This window comes from Rhodococcus sp. KRD175 (genome assembly GCF_017168275.1).
GTDB lineage: Bacteria > Actinomycetota > Actinomycetes > Mycobacteriales > Mycobacteriaceae > Rhodococcoides > Rhodococcoides fascians.
Genome location: NZ_JABFAQ010000015.1, coordinates 317513 through 339142 on the forward strand (window position 1 = coordinate 317513; position 21630 = coordinate 339142).

At 65.0% G+C, this 21630-nt stretch carries 16 protein-coding genes and 1 tRNA gene; 11 read left to right on the forward strand and 6 right to left on the reverse strand.

Translation table 11 applies throughout. From position 1 onward, the window contains the following. Positions 1-62 precede the first annotated feature (62 nt). Both J1M81_RS21860 and J1M81_RS21865 read left to right on the forward strand, forming a co-directional pair. Entirely contained in the window at positions 63-464 is a 402-nt protein-coding gene (locus J1M81_RS21860) for a TIGR03618 family F420-dependent PPOX class oxidoreductase (protein WP_206498831.1), read from the forward strand. A 50-nt stretch (positions 465-514) separates the two neighbouring features. Next, positions 515-1000 (forward strand): DUF4190 domain-containing protein, encoded by a 486-nt coding sequence (locus J1M81_RS21865; protein ID WP_052062922.1) that lies wholly within the window; start codon positions 515-517, stop codon positions 998-1000. Here the strand turns inward: J1M81_RS21865 and J1M81_RS21870 are convergent. Further along, positions 986-2218 (reverse strand): MFS transporter, encoded by a 1233-nt coding sequence (locus J1M81_RS21870; RefSeq protein ID WP_032373389.1) that lies wholly within the window; start codon positions 2216-2218, stop codon positions 986-988. The two genes, J1M81_RS21865 and J1M81_RS21870, sit on opposite strands and share 15 nt — an antisense overlap. Before the next feature lie 82 nt (positions 2219-2300). Here J1M81_RS21870 and J1M81_RS21875 point away from each other — a divergent pair, with 82 nt between their 5' ends. The 3 genes from J1M81_RS21875 to J1M81_RS21885 all read left to right on the forward strand — a co-directional run bounded on the left by J1M81_RS21875 (position 2301) and on the right by J1M81_RS21885 (position 5424). Then, a complete protein-coding gene (locus J1M81_RS21875) occupies positions 2301-3212 on the forward strand; it encodes a LysR family transcriptional regulator (protein ID WP_155288498.1) in 912 nt (303 codons plus the stop codon). 4 nt (positions 3213-3216) lie between these two features. After that, positions 3217-3831 (forward strand): histidine phosphatase family protein, encoded by a 615-nt coding sequence (locus J1M81_RS21880; RefSeq protein WP_032373390.1) that lies wholly within the window; start codon positions 3217-3219, stop codon positions 3829-3831. A gap of 96 nt (positions 3832-3927) precedes the next feature. Beyond that, complete coding sequence (locus J1M81_RS21885) at positions 3928-5424, forward strand: phage infection protein (protein WP_241258327.1); 1497 nt, start codon at positions 3928-3930, stop codon at positions 5422-5424. On the opposite strand, the gene J1M81_RS21890 is transcribed toward J1M81_RS21885, so the two are convergent. Beyond that, the gene (locus J1M81_RS21890) at positions 5359-5652 is read right to left on the reverse strand and encodes a putative quinol monooxygenase (RefSeq protein WP_032367959.1); all 294 of its coding nucleotides are present in this window, start codon (positions 5650-5652) and stop codon (positions 5359-5361) included. The two genes, J1M81_RS21885 and J1M81_RS21890, sit on opposite strands and share 66 nt — an antisense overlap. 102 nt (positions 5653-5754) lie before the next feature. Between J1M81_RS21890 and J1M81_RS21895 the strand changes: the two genes are divergently transcribed. Next, positions 5755-7281 carry an MFS transporter gene (locus tag J1M81_RS21895; protein ID WP_206498833.1) on the forward strand — a complete coding sequence of 509 codons (1527 nt, stop codon included), beginning with the start codon at positions 5755-5757 and terminating at the stop codon, positions 7279-7281. Here the strand turns inward: J1M81_RS21895 and J1M81_RS21900 are convergent, their stop codons facing one another. The 4 genes from J1M81_RS21900 to J1M81_RS21915 form a co-directional block, all read right to left on the reverse strand. Beyond that, complete coding sequence (locus J1M81_RS21900; protein ID WP_032385265.1) at positions 7282-8184, reverse strand: cutinase family protein; 903 nt, start codon at positions 8182-8184, stop codon at positions 7282-7284. A 227-nt stretch (positions 8185-8411) separates the two neighbouring features. Further along, positions 8412-9863: a glutamate synthase subunit beta gene (locus J1M81_RS21905; protein ID WP_032367609.1), complete on the reverse strand. Its 1452-nt coding sequence runs from the start codon at positions 9861-9863 to the stop codon at positions 8412-8414. Then, positions 9856-14445, reverse strand: a complete 4590-nt coding sequence (gene gltB / locus J1M81_RS21910) for a glutamate synthase large subunit (RefSeq protein ID WP_206498834.1) — start codon at positions 14443-14445, stop codon at positions 9856-9858. The genes J1M81_RS21905 and gltB overlap by 8 nt, the downstream gene beginning before the upstream one ends. A 424-nt stretch (positions 14446-14869) precedes the next feature. Then, positions 14870-14955, reverse strand: a tRNA-Leu gene (locus J1M81_RS21915). A 207-nt stretch (positions 14956-15162) separates the two neighbouring features. Here J1M81_RS21915 and J1M81_RS21920 point away from each other — a divergent pair. From J1M81_RS21920 to J1M81_RS21940, 5 genes are all read left to right on the forward strand, one after another. Next, complete coding sequence (locus J1M81_RS21920) at positions 15163-16602, forward strand: DUF3662 and FHA domain-containing protein (protein ID WP_206498835.1); 1440 nt, start codon at positions 15163-15165, stop codon at positions 16600-16602. A gap of 180 nt (positions 16603-16782) precedes the next feature. Beyond that, positions 16783-17247 (forward strand): FHA domain-containing protein, encoded by a 465-nt coding sequence (locus J1M81_RS21925; RefSeq protein WP_027494977.1) that lies wholly within the window; start codon positions 16783-16785, stop codon positions 17245-17247. Then, positions 17244-18689, forward strand: coding sequence for a PP2C family serine/threonine-protein phosphatase (locus tag J1M81_RS21930; protein ID WP_032385262.1), 1446 nt, complete (start codon positions 17244-17246; stop codon positions 18687-18689). The genes J1M81_RS21925 and J1M81_RS21930 overlap by 4 nt, the downstream gene beginning before the upstream one ends. Continuing rightward, entirely contained in the window at positions 18686-20143 is a 1458-nt protein-coding gene (locus tag J1M81_RS21935) for an FtsW/RodA/SpoVE family cell cycle protein (protein WP_027494979.1), read from the forward strand. Before J1M81_RS21930 ends, J1M81_RS21935 begins: the two co-directional genes overlap by 4 nt. Then, positions 20140-21624, forward strand: a complete 1485-nt coding sequence (locus J1M81_RS21940) for a penicillin-binding protein 2 (protein ID WP_032373395.1) — start codon at positions 20140-20142, stop codon at positions 21622-21624. Before J1M81_RS21935 ends, J1M81_RS21940 begins: the two co-directional genes overlap by 4 nt. The last annotated feature ends 6 nt before the right edge of the window (positions 21625-21630 follow it).

Here is a 21630-nt window from a genome sequence, read left to right on the forward strand (position 1 = left end):
GGCCGGGTGGGCGGTCCGCCGAGGGTCTGGCCGAGTCAGCTCTCGGGTCGTAGTGTTGGTTCATGCCCAAGCCTCCGTTGCCCGTTGATGCTGTCGAGTTGCTGAAGAAGGCGAATCCCGCTGTCATGGCGGTGGTTCGTACCGATGGAACTCCGATCACCGCGCCCACGTGGTATTTGTGGGAGGACGGGAAGATCGTGCTCAATTTCGATGCCTCGCGTAAGCGGCTGGAGCACATTCGGGCGAATCCGAAGGTCTCGATTTCGGTGATGGACGAGGCCAGTTGGTATACGCATGTGACGGTGCACGGTTCGATCGAGTTGCAGGACGACCCGGATCTGGTGGATATCGATCGCATCGCGACGCATTACACCGGCGAGCGGTATCCGGTTCGCGATCAGCCGCGCGTGACCGGCTACGTGACCGTCGACGCGTATGTGGGCTGGGGCAAGGTCGGTTCGTAGACCTCGCCTTGCCGCTTGCGACGGCCCAATTCAGGTGCAAGACTCCCGCAATGGTCAATCCGCAGGGTGAAGGTAGCGACGCGTTCGAGAAGGACGAGCCGTACGGGGGTCAGCAGTACCCGCCGTATCAGGACCCGAACACGAGCTACCAGAACCCGCAGCACGGACAACCTCAATACCAAAATCCTCAATACCCGAACCCTCAGTACGGACAACCCCAATACGGACAGCCCCAATACGGTCAGGCCCCGTATGTCGGAGCGGGTTTTCGGCCGGCACCCGCGACGAACACGTTGGCGATCGTGTCGCTCGTGTTGGCGGTGTTGGGTCTGACGTTCATCCCGCTGATCGCGTCGGTGTGTGCGGTGGTGTGTGGCCACGTTGCGAAGGGCCAGATCAAGCGCACCGGCGAGGGCGGGTCAGGATTCGCGACGGCAGGTCTGATCGTCGGCTACGTGTCGATCGCCCTGTTCGTCCTCGTCGTGGCTGCTATTTTCATCTTCGCGATAGCCGCCTCGAATTCATCCACGTATTGAGTTCGGTTGCTGCGCCAGTCGGCCGTTCATCGCTGCGGCCCACAGGCCGGCGATGACTGCCAACGCAATGACGAACAGCGCCAAGGCATTCCATCCGAGTGACTGAAAGACCACTCCGCCGAGCCAGCCCACGACGGACGATCCTCCGTAGTAGAACAGGTTGTACAGCGATGTCGCCTGGGCCCGTCCGTGGACGGCTCGCTGGCCGGTCCATCCCGACGCGATGGCGTGGGCGGCGAAGAATCCCATCGTGAAGATCACCAGCCCGGTGAGGATCACGGCCAGGTTCGACGCCATCGTCAGTGCGACTCCGGCGATCATGGTGGCGGTCGATCCGGCGAGGACGATCGACCGGCCGTGCTTCGTCGCCAACTTCCCCGCCACTCGCGAGGACACCGTGCCACTGAGGTAGGCCACGAAGATCAAGCTGATCAGAGACTGTGGAAGACCGAAAGGTGCTGCCTCGAGCCGGAATCCGAGGAAGTTGTAGACCGCGACGAATCCGCCCATCAGCAGGAAACCCTGGCCGTACAGTGCCAGCATCCCCGGCTCTCGGAGATTCACCCACAACCGACCGGGTAGGTCACCGATCTTGCTGTGCACGAGGGTGGTTCGCGGCCGCGGTGCCAACCACACGAACAGTCCCGCTGCCAGCGCCGCGATGACCGACACGGTCAGGGTTCCGATTCGCCAATTGGTCTGTTCTGCAACGGGTCCTGAAACTATCCGCCCCAGTAGCCCACCGAGCGTCGTACCGGACACGTAGGTCGCCGCTGCCAGCGCGGTGTGATTGCGGTGCACCTCCTCGCTGAGATAGGCGATCGCGATGGCCGGGAGTCCGCCCAGCGCAGCACCTTCGAAGAATCGCAGGACCAGCAGCACCTCGAGAGAAGGCGACAGAGGCACCAGCAAACCCAGTGCCGTCGCGACGAGTATCGAGGCGGTCATCGCTCGAACGCGTCCGATTCGGTCGGCCGCTACCGACCACGGAATGACCGACACCGCGACGCCGACGGTCGCCAGGCCGACGGCGAGCGAGGACTGCGACGGGGTGATGTCGAGACTGGACGCGATGAGCGGCAGAATCCCCTGTACCGAGTAGAGCTGCGCGAACGTCGCCACTCCGGCGAACAGCAGCGCCAACACCAGACGCCGGTACTCGGTCGATCCCTTGGGATGCCCCTCCCACTGCAGGACCTCGGGCTGCGTCGTAGTCATGTCAAAGACGTTAGAAGCGCTCACGGTATACGTCCAATGCATGAGACTCCAGCAATCGATACGTCAGCGATATGCTTCGTTCATGCGCCGCGAGACCACCGAGCTGCTGCCGCTTCTGCCGACACTGGTCGCGGTGGCGGACACCGAGCACATCACCGACGCCGCCCACGTCCTGGGAGTCCCGCAACCCACCGTCAGTCGGCAGGTCGCCCGCGCATCGGCGATCCTCGGCGTCGACATCGTGGAACGACGGGGTCGCGGCATCGTGCTGACCAATACCGGCCGCGTCCTCATCCCGTATCTTCAACGAGCCCTGAGCGACATCGACGCCGGTATCGACGCCATGACCGAGCACGACGCCCGAGCGCGTGGCCGAATCGCCGTCGCGTTCCAGAACACACTCGGTGAGGACGTCGTGCCGGCACTGATCCGGCACTTTCGCGTCGACCATCCCGCGGTGACGTTCGATCTCGACCAAGGCGCACGTGCACGCTGTCTGGATCGCCTCGCAGATCGCGCGTCCGACCTGGCGTTCGTGTCTTTGAGCGCCGAACACACCGACACGAATTCCTTCCAGCTGTACGACGAGCGGCTGATGCTGGTGGTCCCCGAACATCACCGTCTCGCGTCGCGGAAGACGGTCGATCTCGCCGATACCGCCGACGAGAACTACATCGCCATGGGCCACGGATACGGAATGCGCTCGATCTGTGACGAGCTGTGGGCCGATGCCGGATTCAGCCCGCGCATCGCGTTCGAGGGACAGGACACCCATACCGTGCGCGGACTCGTCGGCGCCGGCCTCGGCATTGCCATCCTGCCGCGGATCCGTGCACACGGCGCCGAGGGTGGAACGGTCGACGTGGGACTCACCCAACCAGCTGCGCGCAGGCGAATCGGCATGGTGTGGGAGCCGGGGACGGACATGCCCCGCCAGGTGGCGGCCTTCCGCTCGATGGTGGAACGCAGTGGACGCACACTCGTGATTAGGTGAGTCGATGCAACTGGTTCTGGTACGGCACGCCCTTCCGCGACGATCGGAGTCCTCGGCCGATCCCGATCTCGACGAACTGGGCGTCGAGCAATCCTGCCGAGTGCCGGATGCGCTGGCACGCTTCACGGTGTCGCGAGTCGTGTCGAGTTCGCAGCAACGCGCGATCCGGACCGCGCAGCCACTCGCCGAACGGCTCGGTCTCGAGATCACGACCGACGACCGTCTGACCGAGTACGACCGGGACTTCGGCGGCTACGTCCCGATCGAGGCCGCGAAGACCGAATTTCGCGACGCCTACGACCGCATCAAGGCCGGTCACCTACCCGAGCAGGTCGACGAGCAGGCCTTCCGCCGGCGAGTTCTCGACGGAGTGGACGATATCGTCTCGGCCGCCGCGCACTCCGATACCGTCGTCCTCTTCGCTCACGGCGGCGTCGTCAACATGCTGTTGCAAGACATTCTCCAGACCCCGAAAGTGCTCGGATTTCCCATCGACTACTGCTCGGTGACGCGTGTGCTCTTCTCCCGCAGCGGTGCCCGATCGGTCTCGTCGGTCAACGAGACCGCCCATGTGTGGGACCTGTTGCCGCGCAACCGACAATCCACAGAGACCTCTTAAAGTCCCTGGTAGAGGTGCAGAACGGCCGCTGTGGATCGCTCCGAGTGGTCGGTGCGGCCGGCGGTGGCAGTTAGCCTCGAAGTCATCATGGGTGAAATGCGTATCTTCCGACGTCCTGCCGTTGCTCTCGTCGCACTGGCGTTCCCTCTGGTGGCTGTGGGTGCGTTCGCACTCGGCACCGGCTACGACCTGGGCGGAGAATCGACCACGACGACCGCCGTTGTCGCAGACACTCAGCAGGCCCCGGCCGAGGCACAGCAGACGGCCGATCCGCTGTCCAAGGCCAGGAGCAGCCTCAACAGCGCCTCGCTCCCGATCACCTTTCTCTCCAGCGGCATCGGTCAGCTGACCGAAGGCGGAACGCATCTCAACGACGGCGTCGGCCAACTTGCCGACGGCATCACCCAGGCTCACGACGGAACCATCCAGCTCGCCGACGGGTTCGGCCAGTACCGCGACGGCATCGGCCAGCTCGGTGACGGCGCATCGCAGATCAGCGGGGGTGTCGACCAGGTCGTCGACCAGCTCGCCGGATTCGGAGCTCTGCAGGCCGACTTCACGGCAAAGCTCGCCGCCACGGCAGACACGGTCGATCGCTTCCCGCATCCGGGATCCGACGCGATTTCCGGCGAGATCCGCGGAGTGATCGACAACCTCAACACTCAGGCGTTCGGTCCCGATACGCTCGCTCAACTGCAGACCCTCAAGGGTGGTGCTCAGCAGCTGTCGACCGAACTGAACGACCCCAACAGTCAGTTCCTCGGTGCCACCGCGCAGCTCGGCGACGCAACCGTGCAGTTGCGTGACGGACTCGGCCAGCTCGACGACGGCGGGCAGCAACTCAAGGCCGGCACCGATCAGCTCGTGACGTCGGTGAAACCCGTCGAGGGGATCGTCAACGGCATCGCCACCAATGTGCGCGACGCCTCCGCCGCCCTCCCGACAAAGGCGGCCGCCACGACCGATGACGCCACCTCCGACCAGAACATTGCAGCGACGGCGACGAGCACCGGTACCGGTGCCACCCCGTATCTGATCGCCGCCCTCGTGGCACTCGGAGCTCTCGGCTGCGTCAGCCTCGTGCGGGTCCTGGGCAGGGACACCAAGCCGCGGTGGCTCGCCGTCGGAGCGGCCGTCGCCGCAGTGGGTGTCAGCGCGGCCGTCGCATTCGCCTTCGCCACCGACGCCGCCCTCGGACCGGTGATCGGAGCCGGCGCGTTCCTCATCGTGTCGGCCGCGGCTTATCTCGCCACCGCAGGTGCCATTCAACGAGTGCTCGGTGCTGTGGCGGGCCAGATCGTCAACGTCGTCGCCCTCGTGGTGCAGGTCGTCGTCTGCGGCTTCGCGTACGCATCGACGGCACCGATCTGGGGAGACGTCGCAGCCTTCATGCCGATGAGCTACACCGCCGCCGGTGCCCGCATCATCGCGTCGGGAGAGATGAGCGGGACCGGGTGGCTGGCGATCGGTGCCACGGTGGCGCTGCTTGCCGTCTCGGCACTCGTGTACGTCAGCGCGCGGGCAGGCTCAACCGACGGGCCGGAGCGGGTGGATGGCGGGCGGGGCCGCGAGATGGGCACCGAATTCGCTTAGCGCCTGCTGCAGGTGCGGGGTTTGCATGTGGCCGTCGAGGTCCTCCTGCGATTTCCATACCTCGATGGTGATGAAGGTGCCGGGCTCGACCGCCGACTCGAACAACTTGTAGGAGACGTTGCCGCTCTCCTTGCGTGACTCGGCGACCAGAGCCACGAGCCCGTCGCGCACGGTGTCGATTGCGTCCGGCTTGGCGGTGATCGTCGCGACTACCTCGAGATCGTTGATCATGCGGAATCGGTTCCTTCGTTCGGCGAGACACACTCTTCCTCACCGAACGTACTCCCGACCCACCTAAGGTGAGGTGTCCACGCGGGAAGGGAAGAAGCAGTGAATCAGACGGCAACCGAGGATCGCGCCACGAAGAAGGAATGGCTCGGCCTCGCGGTACTGGTGGTGCCGATCCTCGTGGTCTCCATGGACATGTCGGTGCTGTATCTCGCACTGCCCTTCATGACGGCCGATCTCGAACCCACCAGCAACCAGACCCTGTGGATCCTCGACATCTACGGATTTCTGCTGGCCGGTCTGCTGATCACCATGGGCTCGCTCGGCGACCGTATCGGACGGCGGACCCTGCTGATGGTCGGCGCGGTGGTCTTCGGCGCGGCATCGCTCGCCGCGACGTTCTCCACGTCCCCCGAGATGCTGCTCGTCGCACGTGCTCTGCTCGGAGTGGGCGGAGCCACCATCGCGCCGAGCACACTGTCGTTGATCCGCAACATGTTTCACGACCCTGCGCAGCGCAAGGAAGCGATCGGCCTGTGGACCGCCGGTTTCGCAGGCGGCGCAGCCGTGGGCCCGGTTGTCGGAGGCGTTTTGCTGGAACACTTCTGGTGGGGTTCGGTCTTCCTGATCAACATCCCCATCATGGTCGTGCTCTTCGTTGCGGCCCCGCTACTGGTCCCCGAGTTCAAGGACAGCGACCCCGGAAAGTTCGACCCGATCAGCGTGATCCTCGCGATCTCGTCGATGCTCTCGATCGTGTTCGCCATCAAGCACGGGGCCCAGGACGGTATCGACGCCACGACGTTCACCACCGCGATCCTCGGCCTGGCACTCGGCTTCGTGTTCGTCATCCGGCAACGCAAGGCATCGAACCCGCTCATCGACGTGACGCTCTTCGCCGAACGTGCTTTCAGCGCTGCAGTCGTCGTGCAATTTCTGGTCATCTTCTCCATGACCGGCTTCAGCCTGTTCGCCTCCCAGTACCTGCAGCTGGTTCTCGGACTCGGACCACTCCGCGCCGGACTGTGGTTGCTGATTCCCGCTGCCGCAGCGGCGGCCGGTGCCGTCACCGCACCGACGATGAGCAAGGTGATCCCCACCGGCACCATCATTTCGGCGGGCCTGCTGTCCATCGTCTTCGGCTGCGTCGCACTGATATTCGTGCAATCCGACTCCGGCCTGCCGCTGCTGCTGACCGGAATGGCCCTGGTCACGTTCGGGATCGGAGCAGCATCGACTCTGAACTCCGACATCGTGCTGACCGCTGCGGCCCCCGAAAAGGCCGGGGCTGCATCGGCATTGTCGGAAACCGGGGCCGAGCTCGGCGGTGCCGTCGGCATCGCGATTCTCGGCACCATCGGCAGCACCGTCTATCGACACCGCATGGAGGACGCCATCCCGGCGGGCACACCGGCCGAGATCGCCGATCCGGCCCGCGAAACCATCGGCGGCGCAATAGCCGTGGCCGACTATCTGCCGGAGCCGTTCGCATCGCAGTTGACCGATGTCGCGCACTCGTCCTTCATCGACGGCTTCAACCTCGCCGCCGGTACGAGCGCCGTGCTGATGTTCGTCAGTGCCGTGGTCGTGTTCCTGCTGCTCCGTCGGGTTCCTGCTAGTACGTCGTAGTCAGACCGCGTCGGCGAGGTAACGCGCCAACCACCGCGTCGCCGACACTCCGTCTCCGACGTCGTAGGTCTGATATTCCTGGTGGATGCCCGAGCGGTAGAAGGCCTCGATCTCTCGCTGACGCTGGGCATTGGCCTGATCCGACAGCTGCCCCTGCAGTACGGGTAATCCACCGGACGCAGCAAGGTCGGCGATCAACGATTGTGCTTCCTGGGTGTACTGATCTGCGACGTCGGGCGCAGGGTTGGACGACACGGCGAGGAAGCCCGCGAGTCGCGCCACGTAGTCGTCCTTGGGCGTCGAGCAATACAGATCGCCGACGGCGCAGAACGTGCGCACCACCGGACTGACGTAGCCGAATCCGCCGACCCTGGGTCCACCGACGCCGGTACCCACAACAGGGGGACCGACCAGGGCGTCGGTATCCGACCGCTTCGGGTCGGAGACGAGCCCGACCGCCACCACCTTGTCGGCCGGAACCACCCCGAGACCGGTTCCGATGGACGCGGCGAGATCACCGGCCGCGTCCGCTCCCTGGCTGTAGCCGATGATGCCCAGTTTCGTTGCGCCGCAGCGATCCGCCATCGCCTTCAGCATGCCGCCTGCGTTGGTGACGGCAGCAGCACGAGACTGCCCGTACACCTCGCCCTCCCACGGGAACGCGGTGGCGGGATACGAGACGTACTCGGTGCGGATGTCCCCGCCGAGACGATCGGTGACGTCGGTCAGCATCCCCGGCTTCGGCGCAGCACCGGAGCTGGTCTCCCACGTTCCCGGAATCGCGACGACGTACATCGAGGGACAACCGCCGGGATCGGCGACGGCGGGTGACGCCCCGACGATTAGACCGGACGCAACAGCTGCAGCGACGCCGACACCGGCGCAGAATTTCTTGACACTCATGGGGAGGGGGCCTCACTGGGTGATCGAACGCTTCTTGTGTTCGATCACCACAATGACAGCGGCCTGTGACCATCCGATGCCCACATGGTTAACGGACGTAACCGTGCGTCACACAGTTCGCCGCCACCCGTCGGGATCGGTCGCCGCCCGTCGGGATCAATGCGGCTTTCAGTCGCTCAGAGTGCAACAAAGGGACATTGATCCCGACGGGACGGGCGGAAAACTACCTACCGCTGCGGCGCCTGGGTGGGCACGATCGGCGACGGCAGCGCGGTTGCTCCCTGCAGGAAGGTGTCGACGGCGGCCGCGCAGGAGCGGCCCTCGGCAATGGCCCACACGATGAGCGACTGGCCGCGGCCCATGTCTCCGGCGACGAAGACGCCGGGGACGTTGGTGACCCACTCGTTGGTGCGCTCGACGTTTCCGCGCTGGTTGAAGTCGACGCCCAGGTCGGTCAGCAGACCGCCCTTGTCGGGTCCGACGAAGCCCATGGCGAGGAGCACCAGATCGGCTTCGAGGGTGAACTCGCTGCCCTCGATCTTCTCGAACTTGCCGGCCTTGAATTCGACCTCGCAGGCTTCGAGTGCGGTGACCTTGCCGTTCTCACCGACGAAACGCTCGGTGTTGACGGAGAAGACGCGCTCGCCGCCTTCCTCGTGTGCGGACGCGACGCGGTACATCAGCGGGTACGTCGGCCACGGGGTGGAGGTGGCACGCTCCTCGGGCGGACGGGCCATGATCTCGAACTGGTGGACGCTCGCCGCGCCCTGACGGTGCGAGGTGCCCAGGCAGTCTGCCCCGGTGTCACCGCCGCCGATGATGACGACCTTCTTGCCCTCGGCACTGACCGGCGGCTGCTCGAAGTCGCCCTGCTGGACGCGGTTGGCGTGCGGCAGGAACTCCATGGCCTGGTAGATGCCGTCGAGTTCGCGGCCCTCGATGGGCAGGTCGCGCCAGGCGGTGGCACCGCCGGAGAGGACGACGGCGTCGAACTGCTCACGCAGTTCGTCGGCCGAGATGTCCACGCCCACATCGACACCCGTGCGGAAGACGGTGCCCTCGGCCTCCATCTGCGCGAGCCGACGATCGATGTGGCGCTTCTCCATCTTGAACTCGGGAATGCCGTAGCGCAGCAATCCGCCGATGCGATCGGCACGCTCGAACACCGTGACGGTGTGGCCGGCGCGGGTGAGCTGCTGCGCTGCAGCAAGTCCCGCCGGTCCGGAGCCGACGACGGCGACGGTCTTGCCGGTCAGGTGCGTCGGGTAGACCGGCGTGACCCAGCCTTCCTCGAAGGCCTTGTCGATGATCTCGACCTCGACCTGCTTGATGGTCACCGGATCCTGGTTGATACCCAGGACACACGCCGCCTCGCACGGAGCGGGGCACAACCGTCCGGTGAATTCCGGAAAGTTGTTGGTGGCGTGCAGGCGATCGATGCTGTCGCGCCAGCGATCCTTGAACACCAGGTCGTTCCACTCGGGAATCAAGTTCCCGAGGGGACAACCGTTGTGGCAGAACGGAATGCCGCAGTCCATGCATCGGCTGGCCTGGGTGCGCAGAGTGTCCTTCGAGAAGTCCTCGTAGACCTCTTTCCAGTCCATCAGGCGCAGATCGACGGGCCGCCGCTTGGGTACCTCGCGAACCGTGTTCTTCAAAAATCCCTGTGGGTCACCCACGAGCTGCCTCCATGATCGCTTCGTCCACGTCCGCGCCGTTCTTCTCGGCTTCGGAAATGGCCAGCAGTACCTTCTTGTAGTCGCGAGGCATGACCTTCACGAAATGGTTCACCTGCTGTGACCAATCCGCGAGGATCCGCTCGGCCACCTCGGAGCCGGTCTGCTCCTGGTGACGAGTGACGATGTCCTTCAACCAGGTGAATTCGTCGCCCTCGAGCTCGTCGATGTCGACCAGCTCGGTGTTGAGGTTGGCCTCGAACGTCTTGTTCGGATCGAAGATGAACGCGACGCCGCCGGACATGCCGGCACCGAAGTTTCGTCCCGTCGTGCCGAGGATGACGACCTTGCCGCCGGTCATGTACTCGCAGCCGTGATCGCCGACGCCTTCGACGACAGCAACGGCACCGGAGTTACGAACCGCGAACCGTTCGCCGACGACGCCGCGGATCAGGGCTTCACCGCTGGTGGCACCGAACAGGAATACGTTGCCGCCGATGATGTTGTCCTCGGCCACGAATCCCTTCGGAGCGTTCAGCGACGGCCGCAGCACGAGATGTCCACCGGACAGGCCCTTGCCGACGAAGTCGTTGGCGTCTCCGTTGAGGCGCAACGTCATACCGGAGGGCACGAACGCACCGAAACTGTTGCCGGCCGAGCCGGTGAACGTGATCTCGATGGTGTCGTCCGGCAGGCCGACGCCGCCGTAGGCCTTGGTCACCTCGTGTCCGAGCATCGTGCCGACGGTGCGGTTGACGTTGGTGATCTTGGACTCGAACGCGACCTTCTCGCCCTTGTCCAACGCATTGCGGCTGGCCGAGATGAGCTGCTGATCGAGGGCCTTGTCGAGACCGTGATCCTGAACGCCTGTGTTGTACAGGTTCTGGTTCATGAACGCCGACTCGACCTCTTCGAGGATCGGCGACAGATCGAGCTTCGACGCCTTCCAGTGCTCCTTGGCCGCGGTCGTGTCGAGCAGACCGACCTGGCCGACGGCTTCGTCGAGCGTGCGGAAGCCGAGCTCGGCCATGAGCTCACGCACCTCTTCGGCGATGAACATGAAGAAGTTCTCGACGAACTCGGGCTTGCCCGTAAAACGCTTGCGCAGCAACGGGTTCTGTGTCGCAACACCGACGGGGCAGGTATCGAGGTGGCAGACGCGCATCATGATGCAGCCCGAGACGACGAGCGGAGCGGTGGCGAAACCGAACTCCTCGCCGCCGAGCAGAGCAGCGACCATGACGTCGCGGCCGGTCTTGAGCTGGCCGTCCACCTGCACGACGATGCGATCGCGAAGACCGTTGAGCAGCAACGTCTGCTGGGTTTCGGCCAAGCCGAGCTCCCACGGTCCACCTGCGTGCTTGACCGACGTCAACGGCGTCGCGCCGGTGCCGCCGTCATGGCCCGAGATGAGCACCACGTCGGCGTGTGCCTTGGACACACCCGCCGCAACGGTGCCGACTCCGACCTCGGAGACGAGCTTGACGTGGATACGAGCCGACGGGTTCGCGTTCTTCAGGTCGTGGATCAGCTGCGCGAGATCCTCGATCGAGTAGATGTCGTGGTGCGGCGGCGGCGAGATCAGACCGACACCCGGCGTGGAGTGCCGAACCTCGGCGACCCACGGGTACACCTTGTGAGCCGGAAGCTGGCCGCCCTCACCGGGCTTGGCTCCCTGCGCCATCTTGATCTGGATGTCGGTGCAGTTCGTCAGGTAGTGCGAGGTGACGCCGAAACGTCCCGACGCGACCTGCTTGATGGCACTGCGCCGCCAATCGCCGTTCTCGTCCGGCTCGAAGCGCGAGACGTCCTCGCCGCCCTCACCGGAGTTCGACCGCCCGCCGAGACGGTTCATGGCAATGGCGAGGGTCTCGTGCGCCTCGGCCGAGATGGAGCCGTAGCTCATCGCACCCGTGGAGAAACGCTTGACGATCTCGCTGGCCGGCTCGACCTCGTCGATCGAAATCGCCTGTCGCTCTTCGGTCTTGAAGCGGAACAGACCGCGCAGCGACGCGAGCCGCTCGGACTGGTCGTCGACCATCTTGGTGTATTCCTTGAAGATGTCGTACTGACCGGTGCGGGTGGAGTGCTGCAGCTTGAAGACGGTGTCAGGGTTGAAGAGGTGGTACTCCCCTTCCCGACGCCACTGGTACTCGCCGCCCGTCTCGAGCTCACGGTGTGCGCGTTCCTGACGGTTGTCGAGGTACGCCACGCCATGTCGCGCTGCGACGTCGTCGGCGACCTGATCGAGGTCGATGCCACCGAGATGGCTGTTGAGCCCGGTGAAGTACTCGTCGACCAGTTCCTGCGACAGGCCGATGACCTGGAACAGCTGGGCTCCGGTGTACGACGCGAGGGTCGAGATGCCCATCTTGGACATCACCTTCAGCACGCCCTTGCCTGCAGCCTTGATGTAGTTGCCGACGGCCTTGTCGAAGTCGATGCCGGTGAGGGCACCGCGCTCGATCATGTCCTCGATCGACTCGAAGGCCATGTACGGATTGACCGCTGCTGCACCGAATCCGATGAGCAGTGCCATGTGATGCACCTCGCGGGCGTCACCGGCCTCGATGATCAGACCGACCTTGGTGCGGGTCTTCTCCCGAACGAGGTGGTGGTGCACTGCGGAGGTGAGCAGCAGCGACGGGATCGGGGCGAGCTTCTCACTGGACTCTCGATCCGAGAGAACGATGATGCGCGCGCCGCCCGAGATCGCAGCCGAAACCTGAGCGCGGATGGCCTCCAACGACTTTCGCAGGCCCTCACCGCCCTCGGCAACGGGGTACAGGCCACGAACGACCACCGAGCGAAGCTCTTCCTGCGTGCCCTCGTCGTTGATGTGCACGAGCTTGGAGAGATCGTCGTTGTGCAGAATCGGCTGCGGCAACACGATCTGCTTGCAGCCGTCCGCACCCGGGTTGAGCAGGTCGCCCTCGGGTCCGATGGTGCCACCCAGGCTGGTGACGATCTCTTCGCGGATCGCGTCCAGCGGCGGGTTGGTGACCTGAGCGAACAGCTGCGAGAAGTAGTCGAACAGCATCCGCGGACGGGCCGACAGGATCGCGATCGGAGTGTCGGTTCCCATCGAACCGATTGCCTCGGCACCGGACTTCGCCATCGGCGAGACGAGCACGTTCAGTTCTTCGGTGGTGTATCCGAAGATCTGCTGGCGGATGAGCACGCGATCGTGCGGCATGTGCACGTGCGGCCGATCGGGAAGATCGTCGATGGACGTCAGACCCTCGTCCAGCCACTGCTGGTACGGATGCTCGGCGGCGAGCTCGTCCTTGATCTCGTCGTCGGAGACGATTCGGCCCTGCGCGGTGTCCACGAGGAACATGCGGCCCGGCTGCAGACGCACCTTGCGCACGACCTTCGACGGGTCGATGTCCAGTACGCCGACCTCGGAAGCCATGACGACCAAGCCGTCGTCGGTGACCCACAGGCGGCTCGGGCGAAGTCCGTTGCGGTCCAGCACTGCGCCGATGACGGTGCCGTCGGTGAAGCACACCGAGGCAGGTCCGTCCCAGGGCTCCATCAGCGAGGAGTGGTACTTGTAGAACGCCCGACGCGCGGGGTCCATGGATTCGTGCCGCTCCCAGGCCTCGGGAATCATCATCAGCACGGCATGCGGCAGGCTGCGGCCGCCGAGGTGCAGCAGTTCGAGCACCTCGTCGAAACGTGCTGTGTCACTGGCTCCGTGGGTGACGACGGGGAAGATCTTCTCGAGCGCTTCCGAGCCACCGAATACGTCGGAGGTGATGAGGGCCTCGCGGGCGCGCATCCAGTTCTCGTTGCCGGTCGCGGTGTTGATCTCACCGTTGTGTGCGACCCGGCGGAACGGGTGGGCCAACGGCCACGACGGGAACGTGTTGGTCGAGAAACGCGAATGCACAAGGCCGAGTGCACTTTCGACGCGCTCGTCCTGTAGGTCGAGGTAGAAGCCCTTGAGCTGGGGCGTGGTCAGCATGCCCTTGTAGACGAACGTCTGCGAGGACAGTGACGGGAAGTACACGGTCTCGCGACCGGGGCCGTCCTTGCCTGCGCCCTCTTCACCCAACTCGTGTTCGACGCGCTTGCGAATGACGAAGGCACGACGCTCGAGTTCGAGGTCGGTGATCGCCGCGTCGGGAGCGGAGAAGAACAATTGACGGAACGTCGGCATCGCGTCGCGCGCCAACGCGCCCAAGGAGGAGTCGTCGGTGGGGACCTCACGCCATCCGAGGACGGTCATGCCTTCGCTCTCGACGATGCGCTCGACACCCTCGCACGCGCGTGCTGCGTCGCTGCGGCCCTGCGGCAGGAATGCGACACCGGTTGCGTAGGCACCGGGTGCGGGGAGCTCGAAATCTACGACGGCGCGGAAGAACGCGTCCGGTACCTGGATCAGAATGCCCGCACCGTCGCCGGTGTTCGGTTCGGAGCCCGCGGCACCGCGGTGCTCGAGGTTGACCAGTGCGGTGATCGCCTTCTCGACGATGTCGCGACTGCGGCGACCGTGCATGTCCACCACGAATGCGACACCACAGGAGTCGTGTTCGTTGACGGGATCGTAGAGGCCTTGCGGGCCCGGAGTGTGCTTCATACCTAGCCTTCGGATAAGTCCAGCCTTGAAACTCGTCGGCGACGGTGTGGTGTAACCGGCTGCTCGAACGGCCTGCGGTGCGTCCTCGCCGTTGAAGCAGCACCTGTCGATCTTCCACGCTTTCCTCTGCACGGGCGGGTGGGCTCGTGGTAGAAAAGTGAAGGTCTCGACGGATCAGGCCGTGGTGAGGCCGATCCAATTACGAACGATAAGTCAGTACCAGGGTGCTCTCGCAAATAAGGTAAGCCTACTTCGGGCTCTCACCTGCGATTTACCACCGAATCGACGGGGTCCGGAATCCGGCTCTGCATCGACACGTCGACATCGTTGTCGAACTACACGAATGTAAGGCATCACCCGCGCTCACACGCCGGGGTTCGAAGAAACTACTGGCCGCAGCGATCGAGATCAGCTGCGGCCAGTGTGGTGGGCGGAGGGGGACTTGAACCCCCACGTCCCGAAGGACACTGGCACCTGAAGCCAGCGCGTCTGCCATTCCGCCACCCGCCCGGGTGACGGCGAGAACACTAACACGCACCCCGCCGTGCTCGAAAATCGCCGTCTCGAGCTGCCCCGAGCAACCGGCGGCACAGCGTTGCTGTCGGCCGCACCGTATATCATGCTTGCAGCGCGACTTCGTGATGACACGCGGCCGTCGCACCGTTATAGGCAACAGGCACCACAGGGTGGAAGAACACAGTGAGAGGAGGGGTCACGATGGGCATCGTTCAGCGTTTCGAACGCAAGCTGCAGAGCGCTGTCGGCGACGTCTTCGCCCGCGTGTTCGGCGGCGGCGTCGTACCGGCCGAAGTCGAGGCGGCGTTGCAACAGGAGGCGTCCGATCTCGTTCGCCCCTTGGACGGCGGTCATTACCTGGCACCCAACAACTACGTGATCACGATCAACAGCGCGGATCACGAGGAACTTGCCGGTGATCGCGATCTCACGGTCAAGGCTTTCTCGCGTCACCTGGACGATTACATCCGTGATCAGGGGTGGCAGACCTACGGTGACGTGGTGGTTCGCTTCGAACCGTCGCCCACCCTTCACACCGGACAGTTCCGGGCCAGTGGCTCGGTCGATCCCGATGTGGGACGATCGGCGATTGCTGCGCAGAACAGCTCTGTTCAGCAGAACGCGTCGGCACAGCCAGCCCGTCCCGTCCCTTCAGCCACGCAGCGACCGACTGCCCCACCGATGTCGATACCAGGAGCCGGCCACATGACGCAGAACCCAGGCTACGACCCGCAGCGCGACCCCGCGGACGGACATCGTCCGGATCCGCGCGCGCGCAACGGATACGCCGGTGGCCAGGATCCCCGCTACGCGGCGCGTGAGCAGAACGGATACGACGCGCAGGGTTACGCGCCCGCCGATCGAGATCAGCGCTACGACCAGCAGCCGTACAACGCCCAGGGCTACGAGAACCAGGGCTACGACGAGCAGCCGTACGCCCAGCACGGCCAGGCCTACAGCGCCGCCGGCGGCCCGGAGCAGGGATACGACCAGGCCTACGGAGCACCCAACGGTCAGGAGCAGGGTTACGACGCCCAGGGCTACGACCGAGCGGGCTACAACGCGCAGGGTTACGACGCTCAGGGCTACAACGGTGCCGGTTACGACTACAACGGTGGCGAGCAGGGCGGTGCCTACAGCGAGGCTCCCTATCAGGAGCAGGCGTACGGCGAGCCCGCCGGCCGCTATGCCGAGCCGCAGGGTGCCGGTTACCCACAGCAGGGCTACCAGCAGCCCGCCTACGACTACCCGCCTGCCCAAGCGCCCTACGGCCGCGGCTACCCCCAGGGTGCCGGTGATCGCGGGGACGGCTACGGCTACGACCAGCCGGCGTCCTACGCAGGTCAGTCCCAGGCGCTCGCCGCGACCCTTCAGCTCGAGGACGGCAGCGGCCGCTACTTCCAGCTCCGGGACGGACAGAACATCATCGGGCGCGGCCAGGACGCCCAGTTCCGCCTCCCCGACACCGGAGTGTCACGCCGACACATCGAGATTCGCTGGGACGGCCGAGTGGCCATGCTGTCCGATCTGGGATCCACCAACGGAACCACCGTCAACGGTGCACCCGTCCAGGATTGGCAACTGGCCGACGGCGACGTGATCCGCGCCGGTCACTCCGAGATTCTGGTCCGGATCGTCTGATCACCGGAGTGGCCCGGCCGACCGAGATGTTCGTCTCCTCGACTCGCAGGTTCGCCCACCCGTATGTCGTCCACACGAGCGACTGCACCCTATGATGCTGCGAGACAACCATGTCTGTCGCGCCGCCGCGTCGGATTGTGGGGGATGCAGGTCCGATCGCGAAGGAGGAGGTGAATCGTCGTGCAGGGATTGATTCTGCAACTGACCAGGGCAGGTTTTCTGCTTCTGTTGTGGTTCTTCGTCTGGGCCGTTCTTCGGACGCTGCGCAGTGACATCTATGCCGCAGCCGGTATGCGTGTGCCCGCCCGCTACTCCGGTGGCTCGAAGGTGCTCCCGTCGTTCAACAAGCAGAAGGTGGCGAAGTACCTCGTGGTGACCCAGGGCGGCCTCGCCGGCACGCGCATCTCGCTCGGCACTCAGCCGGTTCTGATCGGACGCGCAGACGATTCGACTCTCGTTCTGACAGACGACTATTCGTCCACCAGGCACGCTCGCCTCTCGCCTCGCGGCGGAGATTGGTACGTCGAAGACTTGGGCTCGACCAACGGCACCTACCTCGATCGAGCCAAGGTCACCACCGCTGTACGCGTTCCACTGGGAACTCCGGTTCGCGTCGGCAAGACCGTGATCGAGTTGCGCCCGTGACCCTTGTTCTCCGCTACGCCGCCCGCAGCGATCGCGGTCTCGTTCGCTCCAACAACGAGGACTCCGTCTACGCAGGTGCGCGACTGTTGGCTCTGGCCGACGGCATGGGCGGTCACGCCGCAGGCGAAGTGGCCTCGCAGTTGATGATCGCCGCGCTGGCGCACCTGGACGACGACGAACCGGGCGAGGATCTGCTCGGCAAACTCGAAGCCGCCACCCGCGAGGGCAACGCCTCCATCGCCGACCAGGTGGAAGACGAGCCCGAACTCGACGGCATGGGAACCACGCTGACCGCAATCCTGTTCGCGGGCAAGCGAATGGGTCTGGTGCACATCGGTGACTCGCGGGCCTACATGCTGCGCGACGGCTCGCTCACTCAGATCACCCGCGACGATACGTTCGTCCAGTCACTGGTCGACGAAGGCCGCATCACCGCCGAACAGGCGCACACGCACCCGCAACGCTCACTGATCATGAGGGCACTGACCGGTAACGAGATCGAGCCGACGCTCACCGTCCGCGAGGTCCGTGCCGGCGACCGCTACCTGTTGTGCTCCGACGGTCTGTCGGACGTCGTGAGCGACGAAACAATCGAGAACACCCTCGCCGAGGGCGAGACGGGGCCGTGTGCCGACCGCCTCATCGAACTAGCCCTGCGCAGCGGTGGCCCGGACAACGTCACCGTCGTCGTCGCCGACGTCATCGACCTCGACTACGGCCAGAGCCACCCGATTCTCGGCGGCGCGGCCAGCACCGAGGACGAAGAAGACGCTCCGCCGCCGAACACTGCAGCGGGCCGCGCCGCCGCCATGCGTCCCCCGCGCACGACGCCCAAGCGCGTGACCGCTCCTGTGGTGACACCGGAGAAGAAGTCGCACAAGCTGCGGTGGTCGCTGATCGCGCTGACCCTGATCGTGTTGGCCGGAATCGGTGTAGTGGTTGCCAATTCGGTGATCAAGGGTAATTACTACGTCGGTGCGGACAACAGCAAGGTCACCGTGCTGCGCGGTCTCCCCGGTTCCGTTCTCGGGTACTCGTTGCAGAGCGTGGAATTGATCGGCTGCCTCGACGACAACGGTGGCGTCACATTGACTGCACCCGACGCCGCGCCGGCCGATTGCGTCCCGTTCGAGATCGACGACCTGTTGCCGGCCGCGCGCGAGCAGGTGACCGCAGGACTCCCGTCGGGCTCTCTCGACGACGCCCGCGGTCAGGTGCAACGGTTGGCCTCGGGAGACCTACTGGAGGTCTGCGAGACCGAGCCGGCAGTGACCACCACGGCCGCACCCGCCCCGACGACGCCGATCATCGCGCCACCCGGAGTGCCGTTGCCTCCGCCCGCGCCGGAGCCCGTTCCGGAAGCTGCCCCGACCACTACCGCCGTGCCGACACCGACCGTCGCGCAGATCCCAGGCCAGAACTGCAGGACCGGTACTCGATGAGTTCCAATCCGTCCGCAGGAGGCTCCTTTCCGAGTCCTCCCGGTGGGTTCGCTCCCGCACCGATCCAGTCGAATCGTCGCAATGTCGAATTGCTGCTGCTCGGTGCCGCGGTCCTGATCACCACCATCTCGTTGATCCTCGTCGAAGCCAGCCAGGAACAGACGATCACCTGGGACCTGGCCAAGTACGCGCTGGCCTACCTCGCACTGGTGACGGTGGCGCACTTGGCCGTACGACGGTTCGCCCCCTATGCGGATCCGCTGCTGCTGCCGATCGTCGCGCTGCTCAACGGTCTCGGCCTGGTGCTGATCCATCGACTGGACCTGGCCGATCAGCAACAGGCGCAGTACCTCGGCAACCCCATTCCCTCGCCCGACGCCAACCAGCAGGTGCTGTGGACGACGCTGGCCATCGCCGGCTTCGTGGCACTGCTGGTGCTGCTGCGCGACTACCGCACCCTGGCTCGCTACGGGTACACCCTCGGCCTGGCCGGCTTGATCCTTCTCGCCATTCCCGCGCTGCTGCCGTCGGCGTTCTCCGAGGTCAACGGATCCAAGATCTGGATTCGGTTGCCCGGCTTCAGTTTGCAGCCCGGTGAATTCGCCAAGATTCTGCTGCTGATCTTCTTCGCGTCACTGCTGGTGTCCAAGCGCGAACTGTTCACCACGGCAGGCAAACACTGGCTCGGCATGGACTTCCCGCGCGCTCGCGATCTCGGGCCCATCATCGTCGTGTGGATCGTCTCGGTCGCGGTGCTCGTGTTCGAGAAGGACCTGGGCACGTCGCTGCTGATCTTCAGCACCGTTCTGGTGATGATCTACATCGCCACCGAACGTGTCGGCTGGATCATCATCGGCAGCGGTCTGCTGATGGTCGGATTCTTCTTCGCCTACCAGGCGTTCAGCCACGTGCGCGTGCGGACACTGACCTGGCTGGACCCGTTCGCGGACTACAACGACACCGGCTACCAGATTTCCCAGTCGCTGTTCGGTCTGGCCACCGGTGGGCTCGCCGGCACCGGCCTCGGCAGCGGTCGCCCGTCGCAGGTTCCGTTCCCCAAGACCGACTTCATCATCGCCACCGTCGGCGAGGAACTCGGCCTCATCGGTTTGGCCGCAGTGCTGATCCTGTATCTGCTGTTCGTCATTCGCGGAATGCGTACTGCGCTCGCCGTCCGAGACAGCTTCGGCAAGTTGCTCGCCGCCGGGCTCTCGTTCACTGTCGCCGTCCAGCTGTTCGTCGTCGTCGGCGGCGTCACCAAACTCATCCCGCTGACCGGTCTGACCACCCCGTACATGTCGTACGGAGGATCCTCGTTGCTGGCGAACTACCTGTTGGTGGCCTTGCTGATCAAGATCTCCGACGCAGCGCGTGAGCCTGCGACCCCCAAGAAGAAGCCCGCTGTGGCCGCCCCGATCGCCGAGGCGCCGACCGAAATGGTGAAGCGCGCATGAACACTCCCCTACGCCGCGTCTCCATCGCCATCATGGTGATGGTGGTCGCCCTGCTCGCCAACGCGACCTACGTTCAGGTCATCAAGGCCGACGACCTGCGCACCGACCCGCGGAACTCCCGCGTTCTGCTCGACGAGTACTCACGTCAGCGCGGTCAGATCTCGGCCGGTGGCCAGGTTCTCGCATCGTCGGTTGCCACCGACGATCGCTACAAATACCTGCGCACGTACCCGCAGAACTCGATCTCCCCCGCGAGCCCGCAGGCCAACGCCCCGATCACCGGCTTCTATTCGATGCTGTACTCGAGCACCGGTCTCGAACGCGCCGAGGACCCGGTACTCAACGGATCCGACGACCGGTTGTTCGGCGGACGCCTGTTCGACCTCATCTCCGGCCGGGATCCCCGCGGCGGCAACGTCGTCACCACCATCGACCCGGTCGTCCAACAGGTGGCGTACGACCAGCTGACCGCCAAGGGATACACCGGCTCCGTCGTGGCCCTCGACCCCGCCACCGGCAACATTCTCGCCATGGCCAGCACGCCGAGCTACGACCCCAACCTGCTGGCCAGCCACGACGGCAGCACCACGTCGACCGCGTGGGAGAACCTGAGCGACGATCCGGGCAAGCCGCTGGTGAACCGCGCGATCTCGCAGACCTACCCACCGGGATCGACGTTCAAGGTGATCACGACCGCCGCTGCGCTCCAAGCAGGCGCCACCCCGGACGATCAACTCACGGCCGCGTCGAACATCACCCTTCCTGGAACGTCGACGACGCTCGAGAACTACAACGGTTCGACGTGCGGAGGCGGTCAGACCGCCTCGCTACGTGAGGCGTTCGCACGGTCGTGCAACACCGCCTTCGTCGAACTCGGCATCGACACCGGCGCCGACAAGATGCGCGAAACCGCCGCCAAGTTCGGTATCGGAGAGGACACCAGCATCCCGCTCACCGTTGCCGACAGCACCATCGGATCCATCGACGACGACGCGGCTCTAGGCCAGTCCAGCATCGGTCAGCGCGACGTGGCGCTCACCCCGCTGCAGGACGCCGTCATCGCCGCGACCGTCGCCAACGGCGGTGTACGGATGGCCCCGAACCTGGTGCAGCAGTTGCAGTCTCCCGACCTGTCGGACCTGTCCAGTTACCAACCCCAATCGATGGGTGAGGCGATCAGCCCCGATACGGCCTCGACCCTGACCGATCTGATGATCGGTTCCGAGAACAACACCAGCGGGGAAGGCAAGATCCCCGGGGTGCAGATCGCGTCGAAAACCGGTACCGCAGAGCATGGTTCGGATCCTCGCAACACCCCGCCCCACGCGTGGTACATCGGATTCGCACCGGCGAAGGACCCCAAGGTCGCCATCGCCGTCATCGTCGAGGACGGCGGAGATCGAGCCCTCGCCGCCACCGGCGGTTCGGTGGCAGCACCCATCGGCCGCGCCGTCATCGCCGCCGCATTGCAGGGGAGGTGAGCATCG